The sequence below is a fragment of the Bacteroidales bacterium genome (assembly GCA_035299085.1).
Lineage (GTDB): Bacteria > Bacteroidota > Bacteroidia > Bacteroidales > UBA10428 > UBA5072.
Genome location: DATGXG010000045.1, coordinates 125,504 through 139,920 on the forward strand (window position 1 = coordinate 125,504; position 14,417 = coordinate 139,920).

Below are 14,417 nucleotides of genomic sequence, written 5' to 3' on the forward strand. Positions count from 1 at the left end.
AAAATGAATGAATGAAATCAGTTCTGGTCATCTCTTCATTATTTGTTTTACAATGCGTGCAGGCTCAGTTGACAGATGTAATGAGCACTCTCAAAGCCTTTACTCCTGATACTGCCAGCGGATGGAAAAAAAACGTCACACTTTCACTGAATATTTCCCAGGCTTCGCTGACAAACTGGGCTGCTGGTGGAAGAAATTCCTTATCTGTAAACGGTTTATTTACAATGGACCTTAATTACAGGGCAGTTAATATAAACTGGGATAATTCATTTGAAACGGGCTACGGCATAATGAACCAGAGCGACGGAGGAGGTTTTATAAAAACGGATGACCGGATCAATGCAGCTACAAAATTCGGTTATAAAGTATTTGACAAATGGTATTTTTCAGGATTGCTTTCCTTAAAAACCCAAATAAACACAGGGTACTATTATCCGAATGACAGCGTTGTCATTTCACGATTCATGTCGCCGGGATATTTTGTAGGAGCAATAGGATTCGATTTTAAACCAACCGATTATTTTTCAGCATTCTTTTCCCCGGTAACATGCAAAACTACATTTGTTCTGGACAAAGCACTGGCTGATTCTGGTTCTTACGGCGTAACCCGTGGTCAAAGGTCACGGAGCGAGGTAGGCGGCTTTATAAGAATGCTATACAGGAAAGACCTTGTTGAAAATGTATCTGTAGATATGAGGACTGATTTTTTTTCAAACTACCTGAAGAAACCAGAAAATATTGATATTGATTGGGAACTGAGATTGTCATTGAAAATAAATAAGATTATGAGCGCGTCAATATCAATGAATATGCTTTACGATGATGATGTAAAGCTCGAAATTGACAGTGATCGTGATGGGATCGTTGATCACAGGGGCCCGAGGGTTCAGTTCAAGGAACTGTTCGGGGTTGGTTTTGTATTGAAGTTTTAAACAAAAGGTGTGGAAATTCCACACAACCTACTGTAGAATCTACACAAGAATTCCCATTAAACGTAATACTTCTTCTGATTTTAAAAATATATCATATTGAATACTTGATAGTTATCTGAATTGCCAAAATAATGAGATTTTATGGCATGAATATTTCAATTACCCCCATGACAATCAAAGTTCAAATTAAACACATATATGTTATGAAAAAAATAATGATGTTAGCAGTTGCAGCGGCTCTTCTTGGAATAAGTGCCCCTAATTTTGGCCAGGGTGCTGGTTCCGGTTCAGGTTCTTCAGGTGCCGGTACAGGTACCACGAGCCCTTCATCATCTTCATCATCAACCCAGGATGACGATAATGCAGGTACAGGCTCTTCAGGATCATACGGAACAGGTTCACAGTCAGGCTCAGGAACGGGTACTTCAACGGGTACTTCAGGTTCTTATGGAACCGGCTCACAGTCGGGTACAGGAACTGGCAGCAGTACAGGAACCGGAACTTCAGGTTCATACGGAACCGGTTCACAGGGTACTGGTACAAGTGGTAGCAGCACAGGAACCAGTGGTTCAGGAACCTACCAAAACAGGCAGGGTACAGGAACCAGCGGTAGCGGTACTGGCACAAGCGGTTCAGGTACAGGAACCAGCAGTGGTTCAAGCACATCAGGATCGTCAGGAAGTATGGGTACTGGCAGCAGTTCAAGTTCAATGAGCCAATACAATGAAGAAGTAAAATCTTCAGAACTTCCTTCCGCAGTAACCAGGGCAATCAATGAAAAATATCCTGGTTATAAAACCGATAAAGCCTTTAAAGCAAGTGACGGAACCTATAAAGTTACTGTAAGCAAAGGTGACGAAAAACAGACCCTTTTCTTTGACGAAAGAGGCGAATCTGTAAAAATGCAGAAATAAGCTGATCTAAATTCGCAACCAAGCCTTACTTAAGTCAGTTATTGGTAAGGAAATTGACTCACCTCTGTCGCAGGAGACATCCTGGGACAGAGGTTTTTTTTTACAAAAAAAGATAAAATGTTTTAAGCCTCTTGAACTAAATCACTACCGGTGAGGTTTACCATTTGCATTGCAGTAGAATTTTAATATAAGTTATTAATGGCCACGATTTTGATTATTGATGATGATGTCACCTTCTGCCTGATGCTTAAAACACTGCTCGAAAAAAATAATTATGATGTAACCAGCGTGTTTTCCCCGATAGAAGCAAGGAGAATTATTAAGGAAAGGCATTTTGATGTGGTTTTGTCCGATATGCGTATGCCTGAGATGAGCGGTCTTGAACTGATCCTTCCTATAAAAAAGGCATGGCCACAAACCCAGATCATATTGATGACAAGTTACGCCGATATTACCACAGCCATTAAATCAATCAAGCAGGGAGCTTTCGATTATATATCAAAACCGCTGAACCCTGATGAATTGCTCAGCCTGATTAAAGAAGCCTTAAAGTCTGACGGGCAGAACTCTAATCCGCAGAAATCAAAAGAGCCGGATGATGACTACATCGAAGGAGTTAGTAAAACGGCGCATGAGATGAATGAAATAATCGACCTGGTGGCTCCTACTCCCATGTCGGTGCTTATAATAGGCGAAAGCGGTACCGGGAAAGAATATATTGCCCGCCTTATCCACAGGAAAAGTCCCCGGAAAAATTTCCCGTTCGTCGCCGTCGATTGCGGTGCCATACCCAAAGAACTCGCCACAAGCGAATTCTTCGGACATGTTAAAGGTTCATTCACAGGTGCAATTGCAGACAAAACTGGCTATTTTGAAATAGCAAACGGGGGAACTCTCTTTCTCGATGAAATCGGGAACCTTCCTTATGATACACAGGTTCAGTTGTTAAGAGCTCTGCAGGAGCCTGTTATACGGCCGGTGGGAAGCACACGGTCAGTAAAAGTAAATATCAGGATAATTACGGCTACAAATGAAGACCTTACGGAAGCTATGGAAAGAGGAACTTTCAGGAAAGACCTTTATCACAGGCTGAATGAATTCAGGATTGAAGCGCCCCGTCTCGCCCATCGCCGTGCCGACATTATGCACTTTGCAGGCTATTTTCTGAAACAGGCGAATAACTATCTCGGAAAATCGGTGGAAGGATTTGATGACGAAACTGAGAATGTTTTTGAACATTATGAATGGCCGGGAAACCTGAGAGAATTGCGGAATGTGGTTAAGCGCGCCACATTGCTTGCTAAAGGCAACCAGATTACATTAAATGAAATACCGGCTGAAATTTATCAGAAACAATCGTTTAACAATCACCACGTGGCTTATAATAACCCTGTAAATGAACCTGAACGAATTATAAAAGCCCTTGAGGCTTCCGAATTCAATAAAAGCAGGGCTGCAAAACTGCTGAATATCGACAGGAAAACTCTTTACAATAAGCTTAAGCTTTACAATATAAATGCACCTGAAAAAAACTGAATCAGCGAATCAGAATACCCTGCTCTTCACAGAATAAATCAATGAATGACTCAATCCGGGCGGCAGTTTCTTTTGCAAGGTCAGCCCATTGGTTATCGTTTAAATTATAATCGGGACTTCGTTCGATGACCAAAAGATTATTCACAATATCCCATGCCTCAAGCTGGCGGAACATGGCGAGCATTTTATGGGCAAGTTCACCGAGAGATTTCCTGTCATGCTGGCCGGTCAGGTGATTGAACAGGTTGAGATGTTCAAAACTGGTTTCAACAAAAGATACCAGTATCTTATGAATGCTTTCTTCATCATTCAGGGCGAACTGCTTTATCTGGTCGAGATTGTATGGGGTTGAAACAGGTATGGAACCATTTTTTTCAATGCTTCTTTCTATTATATCTTTTCTTACTTTATCCTTTCCAAGGGCCCTATCAATTGCCTTAAGCAATGCATGGGCAGGGAAAGGCTTTTTAAGACACGCAGACAGGTCTACATTGCTGAAATCAGGAGAATCCTGCCCTGTAACGGCAATTACAGGTATCTTCTTTCCATTTTTGCGCTGAAGATAAGCCAGCAAATCCAGTCCATTCATATTGGGCATTTGAATATCCGTAATGATCAATTCCGGAACCGAATGCTCCATTATACGAATGGCCTGAAGGGCAGAATTACACCGGATAACCTGCATTCCCGCTTTTTCAATTGTCTCTGATGTCATTTCAAGAAAGACTTCATCATCATCAATAACCATGATTTTGCCAGTACTTACAAGTGATTGCAAAGGCACGGCCTCATACTTATTCATTTCTTCAACCGGCAACTGCGACCGGTCAAGTGCAAGAATAACTGTAAAACGACTTCCGGAACCCGGCGTACTTTCAAGGGAAATTGAACCTTTAAGAAGCTTAACAATCCGTTGGGCAATGCTTAAACCAAGCCCGACACCTTCATTCTTTAATCCTTCTTTAGATTCAAGTCGGGTAAATTCATTGAAAATAATTTTGCTGTCATTTTCAGAAATTCCTACTCCTGTATCGGATATTTCAAACCTGAGAGTATCGGATGAATTCTCATGCTTTTCAATTAACACATTCACCTGAACGCTCCCCTTTGACGTATATTTTATTGCATTTGATATCAGGTTTCCAAGTACCTGCTTTATCCGTAAAGGATCGTTAATGTATACAGCCGGACCTTCAATATGGTCAAAAACTGAAAATTCGAGATTTTTTGTAACAGCCAGCGGGTAAAAGGTATCATATAATTCATTTGTGAGAGAATGAATGCTGAAAGGCACCGGTTCAATTTTCATCTGCCCGGTTTCGAGCCTCGTAAAATCAGCAAGATCACTGATCATTTTCAGAATATGATCAGCGGCCTTATTGATACTCTCCAGGTAATGCCTCTTTTTATCTTTATCTTCCGATTCATGTAATAAACGCGCATAACCTGTGACAGAAGCAACCGGTGATTTCAAATCATGTGTAATGCTGAGCATGAATTGCTCCTTTGTTTTGAGGAGCGAATCTGAAAACGCTTTTGCCTGTTCAAGTTCAAAGCGGTAATGCTGACTTTTTGTAATATCTTTAAGAATAAGTGTAATGAAGAATACAATGACAACCAATGCAAGGGCACCCAGAGCAATCAGGTACCAGGTTGTAAGCCTTATCCTGTCCTGCAATGATTGAAGTTCGGTAAGAGAGTTGACGAAAATATCTTTTTCAAAAATGGTCAGCATTTCACGTAACTGAAGCATAATAGTGCGGTCGTTGGCCAGAACGGCGCTTTCCTTTTTATTGAGTAGTTCTTCACTGTTCCTGCTTTCATTTCTAAGATCAGCCAGAATGGATGACAAGAACTGTATCACAGAATCAGCGGCATTGAATTCATTTGTGACCGTATCAATCTGAATTATCGGGGGTGACTTACTGAAAGTAGTCGAAGAATCTGTTGTATCAGGCTGGTTAAATGCATCCAAAAGCCTTTCAAGAAACTTCATCTTTTTAAGTGTGCTTTCCTTCTTATTCGTAATTGCACCGCGTTTGCTAAGCATCGAGGAGATTGAGTCACGGTTATAATTGAACCGGCTGAGCGCTTTTTCATACATGTCGGCGGAAGTATTCCTCTTGATCAGGATGAGTTCACGGAAGTTTCTTCTTTTCATTTCGAGCAGGCTCAGTATGCTGTCGGTATGAAACTTCTCGGCCGGGTTATCAGCCAACACAGATAACGAATCAAACTGCAAATGAATCGCATCCATGAGCTTCTCGTAATTCTCATAATGTACTGTATTGCCGGTTTGCGAATAGGTTCTTTCAAGCGATTCAGCCTGGTAAAGGTTTGTAAGTACCGAATTGAAATACAAGATCTTATTATTCAGTTTACTTATCCTCGTTTTATTTTCTGAATACAGAAGAATTTCGGAATAAATAAGCCACACAGTAAATGCGGCAATTCCAGTCAGAAATAAGTAACCAAGCAGGATTTTTGTTTTAACCGTTTCCCGGGGAGGCTTTCGCATTAACCAACAGTAGTTTTACCATTTCAGATAATAACACGTCCCTCACTTAAAAGTTCTGCAATAATTTCACCAAATTTGTATAAAACAGTTATTATGAAAAGATCTGCAGTTGTTTTTGGTGCAACAGGTATGGTAGGAACAGCGCTTGTAAGAGAACTGGCGCTCAACAATGAGTACGAACGGGTGATGGCTGTTGTACGCAAGGATACCGATCTTCACTTTTCAAAAGTAGAAACCTTAATTCTCAGGGATTTTAACAATCTTCCTGATCATAAGAGAAAACTGGGAGCCGATGACTATTTCTGTTGCATTGGAACAACAATAAAAACAGCCGGATCACAGGATGCCTTTAAAATGGTTGACCTTGGAATTCCTTTACGGATTGCAGAAATCGCTCAGGATATGTCAATTCCCAATCTCATTGTGATTTCTTCAGTCGGTTCTGATCCGGGATCAAAGAATTTTTACCTGAGAACCAAAGGTGAAATGGAATATGCTGTCAGGAATAAATACAAGGGAAATTTGAAATTTATCCGGCCTTCCCTTTTAATGGGAAAAAGAAATGAAACCCGTTTCGGCGAGAAAGTTGCCATATCCATGATGAAAGCTATGGGTTGGATATTTGTCGGCCCTCTGAAAAAATACAGGGGGGTCGATGCCGGTTTGGTGGCCAAAGCCATGATAAAGGCCACGAAACTTCCGAAAGAAAAGTTTTATGTAGAATCCAACGAATTGTTTTCCAGTGATATTTGAATACTTATTGGAAATTAAGGTGTTTTGTTTGTTATTTCTCTGAACGGGTCCAACCCCGGTAAAACAAATCCAAACAGAAGAGTTCATGGACAATTTGAATTATGGTGTTGTAGGCAACTGCAGAAGTGCAGCACTTATATCACAGTATGGTAGCATTGACTGGTGTTGTATGCCTGATTTTGATTCTCCTTCAGTGTTTGCAAGGCTTCTCGACTATGAAAAAGGCGGGTATTTCAGCCTGGAAGTTAATGACAGTTATACAATTAACCAGAAATATATTAATAATACCAATGTTCTCAGGACAAGCTTTTCTTCTCCGGAAGGTGCCTTTGATATCATTGATTTTATGCCCCGTTACCAGATAACTGACCGCGAGTATTTTCGCCCAGCAGAAATTCACCGTCTGATTCAGCACATTTCCGGAAAACCAAAAGTGAGAATACAGTATAACCCGATTCTTAATTATGCCCGAGACCCGGTTGCCCATGTCATACAGGACGATCATATCAGAACTTATTCAACTGACTGGCCGACCGATTGCATTTACCTGTATTCGAGTTTTGATCTGAATGATATCCTTGAAAAAAGAGAAATCGAAATTAATTCGGACCATTACCTCCTGGTTTCCTATAACCAGAAAGTCATAGACATGGATTTGAACCGTGTTTATCTTGAGTTTCACAGAACAAAAGTTTACTGGTTGAACTGGACAAACCGGTCGAAGAAATTCAAAAGCTACAACGAATACATTCAGCGCAGCCTTCTTGTATTGAGAATCATGTCGTATGATTCAACAGGAGCCATATTGGCGGCACTTACAACCAGCCTCCCTGAAACCATCGGCGAAGTGAGAAACTGGGATTACCGATTCTGTTGGCTGCGCGATGCATCCATGTCGGTTGACACTCTCCTGGGAATGGGACATTATAATGCTGCCCGCCGGTTTCTCGGATTCATTATGCGAATCCTGAAATCAAAAAGTGATACCTTCATGATTATGTACGGAATCAGGGGTGAAAGAGACCTCACCGAAACCGAACTGTCCAATTTGTCGGGATATGAAAACTCAAGGCCTGTAAGAGTGGGAAATGCCGCTTACCTGCAAAAGCAAAATGACGTTTTTGGATACCTCCTGAATGTTATTCACCGCTATTACGAATATTTTGCAGGAACTCTTGATGAAATAGAGGATATCTGGGAAATAGTCCGAAATATAATTCAGACTGTTACAACTCACTGGGAAAAGCCTGATAAGGGAATCTGGGAATTCCGAGGCGAAGGCCGCCATTTTGTATTTTCAAAAGTAATGAGCTGGGTGGCTATGGACCGTGCAGCCAAAATTGCCAGGCTCCTTCATAAGAATTCATATGCCGACGACTGGCAGGGCCTGGCAACCGAAATCAAAGCCGATATTTATAAGAACGGATGGAATGAAGAACTGCAGACTTTTACCCAGTCGTATGAAAGCACCAGTTTGGATGCCTCCCTGCTGTTAATTGCAGAATATGGCTTTATAACAACCGAAGATGAGAAATTTACGAAAACAGTCACTGCCGTTAAGGATGCCCTGTTTTATAATGGTCTGATGTACCGGTATACAACCATGGATGATTTCGGCAAACCCAAATCAGCGTTTACGATTTGTACTTTCTGGCTTATCAAAGCCCTGTATAACACCGGACGAAAAGACGAAGCAGAGAAAATATTCAATGACCTGCTCTCTTGTTCAAATCACGTGGGACTTTTCAGTGAAGATATTGATTTTCATAATCGCAGGCTTCTCGGCAATTTTCCACAGGCTTATTCACACCTGGCGCTTATAAGCACAGCCTCATTGTTCTCAGAAGAAAAAATCACCTCACGATTCATTAAACCCTGATCAGAAAGTTACCGACAACCCGGCATATAAATTCCGGGGCATACCCGGGTAAAAATAGCGTGGCTCACTTCCATTCACTGAAAGAGCATTAACAACAAGCATTGAGGCATAAGCTGAATCTGTAATATTATTCAGTCCAGCATAAAGCATTGATTTCAGCTTACCTCCCTGTGTGAATTGTACATTCACCCTTGCATTGAGAACGGAATATGATCCATACACCAGTGTATTGGCATCATTAAGATATTGTTTTCCCGAACTTTTCATTTCAGCAGCAATTTGAACTTTTTCTACAGGCAGCCATTCAAGTTGAATTGAAGTGGCACAGGCAGGAATGCCGGGCAGAATATTACCTTTAAAATCAATTCCGTTGTCTGAAAATTCAAGGAAATGATTCATCGATCTTGTAAAAGAGCCGGACAGGGATAGATTTCCCGGAAATGAATTATGTTGCAGGACTAAAATGCGACTCGATAATTCAATACCATAATGGCGTGTTTTTCCTGCGTTGATACCCGTAAAAACATCTTCTGACAATCGTTTGGTTACAAGCAAATCACTCAGATCGATCCTGTAAACAGCTATGTCTGCTGAAATCCGGTTATGAACCAGATTAAGACGGGTACCGGCCTCAATTTGCCATCCTTTTTCATGCTTAATATTCCGGTTAACATCACCTTGCGGAAGAAGAGTCTCATCAGGTGAGGGCAATGAAAAGCCATGACCTGCTGAAGCATAAAAAGCGATTTCCGGAATCGGGTTATAATTAACTCCAAACCGGGGTGAAACTATCAATGGGAAATTCCTTTTACCAGACTGATCGCCGTTTTCAGGATACAGGTCATTAAGCCTGTAACGAATATAATTCATGGCACCAGCGACAGAAACTGTGAGACCCGGAAGAGGTTTTTGGTAGCTTATAAAGTAAAGGTTTGCATGATTCCTGTTTTCACGGTTACGGTTTATCCTGAAATCGTTTGTATCAAGATTCCACCTGTACTGCTCCGTTATCCATTCAAATCCGACAAGCCAGTCCGATTTCGCACGGTGAACTGTAAATTTCTCGCGTATCCCGGCGCCTGTCGATTCATCATCCAGGTTATTAAAAGGTCTCTTCTCGTAACTGTCAATTCCTTTGGCAAAAAGAATGAATTTGTTTGTTGTTTTGTCTGATATTCTACTGTTAATTGCTATTCCTGCAACAGCCCTTACATATTTTTTAAATCCACCGGATTTCTTCCAGTTTTCAGCGGCTGACCCCGGCTTTGTCTTGAATAAAGTCAATCCCAGTGAAGAAGGTAATTCACTGTTCACACGGTTTAACAGAAAAAGAAAATCAATTCTCCTTCCCTTTCCAGCCAGCAGCAATGAAGAGCGATCATACGTGCTGTTATCTCTCCAGCCCTGTGAATGCAGGTTGGCCAGGCTTGACCATACGGCTGAATTCTTTGAATAAAAAGAATGACTTGCGCTGAATCGTGAGGTATTAAAGCTGCCATAACGGGCATTTACCGTTGTATTGTTTTCATTTACGTCAGGAGTATACACATTTATGCTTCCTCCAAGTCCTGAGCCATAAAGCGCTGAAGAAGGGCCTTTGACAATTTCAATGCGTCCTGTGTTTTCCGGTTCTATTTCTTCAGGTGAAGAAAGGCCGTCTGAAGAGGTTAAAGGAATATCATCCAGGTAAAACCGGATCCTGTTTGTATTATATGGCGTACGGCTTCCCATTCCCCTGATTACAATCCGGTTGGTTGTGTAAGTACCGGATTGAGCAGTCACACCGGGCATTGAGTTTAAAACCGAGAACAGCTGGGTGTTATCCGATTCCTGAAAATCCCTGCCGGTGATTACTGAAATACTTCCGGGGATTGAACGAAAAGCGGAACTTACCTGGTAAGCACTTACTTTTACTTCATCCAGAACAAAGGTTGAATCGGCAAACTGAGCGTATATATCCGGTATTGTGAAGAAAAGTAAAAGAGGGAAAAAAAATGCGACCGGCTTCATTATTAAGTTTATGCAATAACCTCTGGGAAGATGTTTTTGTTTAAAACACGGGGTACACAACAAATAGAAAAAAGATATGTTTATATAACTGCAATTAAGTTTTTATTGTAATGAGAAAGTTAAAAGTGCAGGTGCAGACGTCAATCGACGGTTTTATTGCAGGGCCTGGTGGCGAAATGGATTGGATGGTCAGAAATTGGGATAACGAACTCAAGAAATATGTATTTAATCTCACCAGACCCGTTGATTGTGTCATAATGGGACGCAACCTTGCCCACGGGTTTATAGATACCTGGCAAAACCGCCTGAATGATGCCTCGGCCTCTGACACTTTTGCAAAAAAAATGGTTGAAACCCCGAAGGTTGTATTTTCTAAAACAATGGAAAACAATCCCTGGAAGAATACCCGGTTGGTAAGCGGAGATTTAAGGGATGAGATTATCAGGCTTAAACAAATGAAGGGAAGGGATATAATTGCCTATGGCGGCGTAACCTTTCTTTCATCGCTTATTGAAACCGATCTGATTGATGAATACAATATTTTTGTAAATCCAGTAGCGCTCGGTAAAGGAAGATCACTGTTCTCTTCACTTGAAAATAAACTTAACCTGCAGCTTGTATATTCCACGTCATTTGACTGCGGTATTACCGCATTGTGTTATGTAAAGCCTTTTAAGGAGCAGAATTCAGAGAATGCTGCCGTAACTTCAAATATTCAGTCAGAGAAATAATTTCAATATTCCGAATCAATTAGTATTTTCGTTGAGACTAACATATTTCTCAATGAAAAAGCTTTCATTACTGGTGTTCAGGGCATTTCTCATGCTGTTCTTTTTATATTCGTCATTTTATACCTGTTCCGCACAGGTCACTGTTCCAACCCAAAAATATGACTGGAAAAGTGTTCAGTATGCAGGGGGCGGTTTCGTTGACGGATTTGTATTTCATCCTGCCGAAAAAAATCTTTGCTATTGCCGGACCGACATGGGAGGTGCTTACAGAAGAAACCCGGTTACAATGAGATGGGAACCTCTCCTTGACTGGATATCCTATGACGACCGCAACCTGATGGGAGTTGAAAGCATAGCGCTTGATCCGCAGAATCCTGATAAACTTTATATTGCATGCGGCACCTATACAAATCCCGGCACACCCAACGGAGCTATTCTACGGTCGGACGACAGGGGAAAGACTTTCAAACGGGCCGATGTGCCTTTCAAGATGGGAGGCAACGAAGATGGCCGGGGCAATGGTGAAAGACTTGCAGTTGATCCTAATAACTCCTCCATACTTTATTTTGGAACACGGAATGCCGGTTTGTGGAAAAGCAATGACGGAGCAGCAACATGGACAAAAGTTGAGAGTTTTCCTTCGGTTGAAGAAAAAGCACCTTCCAGGATGCATGACCAGGATAGTATAACCCGGTGGTTACGGATGAACCGCGGATCAGGGATTATTTTTGTGTTGTTTGACAGTAAAAGTGGTAAAAAAGGAAAAGGCAGCCAGGTTATCTATGCCGGCGTATCGCTGATGAACAGGGAAAACCTGTTGGTAAGCCGTGATGCCGGAAAAAGCTGGGAACCGGTAAAAGGACAACCTGTTGCATACAGGCCTACCCATGCGGTAATGGCCAAAAACGGTTCTCTTTATATTACTTATGGTAACATGCCAGGACCGTCAAGAATGACGGACGGCGCAGTATGGAAATATGATCCGCATTCTTCCGCCTGGACCGATATAACACCAGATCATCCCGATCCCAAAACAAGAGCTTTTGGTTATGCGGGTATTGCCGTACAGAGTGATAATCCTGATATTCTGATAGTAAGCTCATTTAATCGCTACCAGGTTGATAACGGTGAAGATATATTCCGCAGTACCAATGGCGGTAAGTCATGGAAACAGGTGTTTGCCAACGGGGGAAAAATTGAATCAAAGGCCGCTCCATACACCGCACATACAGGTATTCACTGGCTCTTTGATCTTGAAATCGATCCTTTTAATCCCGATCACGCCCTGTTTACAACCGGTTACGGTGGACATGAAACATTTAACCTCACTGATCTCGATGCGGGTAAGCCAACTACATGGCAGGTTCTGAGCACAGGAATTGAAGAAACAGTTCCGCTTGAATTGCTGAGTCCTTCAAAAGGCGCCCAGGTCATCACTGCAATCGGTGATTATGGCGGTGCCGTTCATTTTGATCCTGACATTGTGCCTGACGATAATTTTTCTAATCCCCGATTCGGAAACACAAACGGTATAGCATGCGCAGAAAACAACCCCGATATAATCGTGAGGGTAGGCCGCGCCACAGGAGATAACCCGGGTAAAACTATAGGGTATTCAACCGATGGGGGAAAAACATGGAGTCCTGCAAATGTTCCTGAACCCGGAGCCTCACTGGGTGATATAGCCGTTTCAGCTGACGGTGAAACCTGGATCTGGTCGCCTGATCCTGTGAATGAAGGTTTTGGTCAGAACCGCAGGTTTCAGCAATTTCCCGTATACCGAACCACTGATAAAGGATCCACATGGACCAAATGTTCCGGAATTCCTGAAAGCACGAGGGTTGTGGCCGATCACATGAATCCGATGCTTTTCTATGCCTGTGATGTGCTCAGGGAAAAATGGTATATAAGCTTAGACGGAGGAGTGACCTTTGAAGAAAAGACCCTTTCTCTACCCGGAGGTATTACAACAAGAGGCTACAGGGCCGACAACAGGGGTGGCCAGGACCGTATTTACAGCACTCCGGGTAAAGAGGGTGAAGTTTGGGTTGCAGCATTCGACGGATTGTATCGTTCCACCAACAGGACAGATTTTATTAAAACCAACGGGGTAAGTGAAATTCATGCTTTTGGATTCGGGAAAAGCGCTCCGGGAAAAGATTACCCTGCACTTTATCTTATAGGAACCATCAATGGAATGCGAGGAATATTCAGGTCAGACAGCGCAGGAGAAAACTGGGTAAGAATTAACGATGATCAGCACCAGTGGGGACTATTATTGCATATAACAGGGGATCCGAAGAAATATGGAAGGGTGTATGTGGGCACACACGGTCGGGGTACACTTTACGGTGATCCTGAATGACAATTATCTTGAATGGATATAGTTGTAGTCTTTAATAACGGCCTGCAAAAATTTCTCGGGACTAAGTTCTGAATCTACGCCCATTTTCATTGACAGTGCTGTCTTTGCTTTTTGTGCCATTTCAATGGATTGCTCACTGGAATAGGAATCGGTTAAATATTCAATTACATCACGTGCTGTGTAAATGTCTGAATCCGATAATTTAAAAACCTGTGAAAAAAGGGGAACGTAATTTTTAGGAATTGAAGTATACAGTGTTTCCGTGAATTCTTTTTCCTTCAACCTGATAACTGTTGTATTGGCTGCCATATCACCTAACCGCTGACCTTTTTTGTTAAGAATAACGGTTATACAGGATATACTGCCAAATAAAAACCATATATCTACAATTCTGAAAATCCACCGGATCAGCGTAGTAACAAAATCTGCTTCAGTACCGTCTATTTTCACCACTTTTATCTTCACTATCTTTTTCCCCCAGCTCTGTCCATCCATTGCCATTTCACTCACAAAGTGATAAAAGGCAGGGGGGCCGAATACAAACAGCATAAACACAGTTGAAGTATTATCAATTATTCCTGAAAACAACAGCATTAACATCATATAAGCAAAACAAAACGCATAGTCAATTACCGAAGCCAATATCCTCTCCCCTACACTTGCAGGAGTTTGTTCGATAGCAATGTTTTGTGAAGTCAGTATTGCAATATTGTCCATAAAATGTGCCCGCGGGAATGTAAAATTGAAAAACTTTTTGATATCTTACGAATGTATTCGAA

10 protein-coding genes are annotated in these 14,417 nt (G+C 41.8%); 7 read left to right on the top strand and 3 right to left on the bottom strand.

The features are described from left to right. The first annotated feature begins 11 nt into the window (after positions 1 to 11). The 3 genes from VK179_14765 (at position 12) to VK179_14775 (ending at position 3,382) form a co-directional block, all read left to right on the top strand. Positions 12 to 932 carry a DUF3078 domain-containing protein gene (locus VK179_14765; protein ID HLO60007.1) on the top strand — a complete coding sequence of 307 codons (921 nt, stop codon included), beginning with the start codon at positions 12 to 14 and terminating at the stop codon, positions 930 to 932. A gap of 203 nt (positions 933 to 1,135) precedes the next feature. Beyond that, complete coding sequence (locus VK179_14770) at positions 1,136 to 1,846, top strand: hypothetical protein (GenBank protein ID HLO60008.1); 711 nt, start codon at positions 1,136 to 1,138, stop codon at positions 1,844 to 1,846. Between the two features lie 198 nt (positions 1,847 to 2,044). After that, positions 2,045 to 3,382: a sigma-54 dependent transcriptional regulator gene (locus VK179_14775; protein ID HLO60009.1), complete on the top strand. Its 1,338-nt coding sequence runs from the start codon at positions 2,045 to 2,047 to the stop codon at positions 3,380 to 3,382. Between the two features lies 1 nt (position 3,383). On the opposite strand, the gene VK179_14780 is transcribed toward VK179_14775, so the two are convergent. Next, complete coding sequence (locus VK179_14780) at positions 3,384 to 5,900, bottom strand: hybrid sensor histidine kinase/response regulator (protein ID HLO60010.1); 2,517 nt, start codon at positions 5,898 to 5,900, stop codon at positions 3,384 to 3,386. Between the two features lie 93 nt (positions 5,901 to 5,993). On the opposite strand from VK179_14780, the gene VK179_14785 reads away from it, so the two are divergent. Together VK179_14785 and VK179_14790 are read left to right on the top strand one after the other, a co-directional pair. Beyond that, positions 5,994 to 6,653 carry an NAD-dependent epimerase/dehydratase family protein gene (locus tag VK179_14785; GenBank protein HLO60011.1) on the top strand — a complete coding sequence of 220 codons (660 nt, stop codon included), beginning with the start codon at positions 5,994 to 5,996 and terminating at the stop codon, positions 6,651 to 6,653. Between the two features lie 85 nt (positions 6,654 to 6,738). Then, entirely contained in the window at positions 6,739 to 8,532 is a 1,794-nt protein-coding gene (locus tag VK179_14790; protein HLO60012.1) for a glycoside hydrolase family 15 protein, read from the top strand. Here the strand turns inward: VK179_14790 and VK179_14795 are convergent, their stop codons facing one another. Next, positions 8,533 to 10,542: a TonB-dependent receptor gene (locus VK179_14795; protein ID HLO60013.1), complete on the bottom strand. Its 2,010-nt coding sequence runs from the start codon at positions 10,540 to 10,542 to the stop codon at positions 8,533 to 8,535. A 110-nt stretch (positions 10,543 to 10,652) separates the two neighbouring features. Between VK179_14795 and VK179_14800 the strand changes: the two genes are divergently transcribed. Together VK179_14800 and VK179_14805 are read left to right on the top strand one after the other, a co-directional pair. Further along, a complete protein-coding gene (locus VK179_14800; GenBank protein HLO60014.1) occupies positions 10,653 to 11,273 on the top strand; it encodes a dihydrofolate reductase family protein in 621 nt (206 codons plus the stop codon). A 52-nt stretch (positions 11,274 to 11,325) separates the two neighbouring features. Further along, on the top strand, positions 11,326 to 13,638 hold the full coding sequence (locus VK179_14805) for a hypothetical protein (protein ID HLO60015.1): 2,313 nt from the start codon (positions 11,326 to 11,328) through the stop codon (positions 13,636 to 13,638). A 3-nt stretch (positions 13,639 to 13,641) separates the two neighbouring features. On the opposite strand, the gene VK179_14810 is transcribed toward VK179_14805, so the two are convergent. Beyond that, positions 13,642 to 14,355: an RDD family protein gene (locus VK179_14810; protein HLO60016.1), complete on the bottom strand. Its 714-nt coding sequence runs from the start codon at positions 14,353 to 14,355 to the stop codon at positions 13,642 to 13,644. Positions 14,356 to 14,417 lie beyond the last annotated feature (62 nt).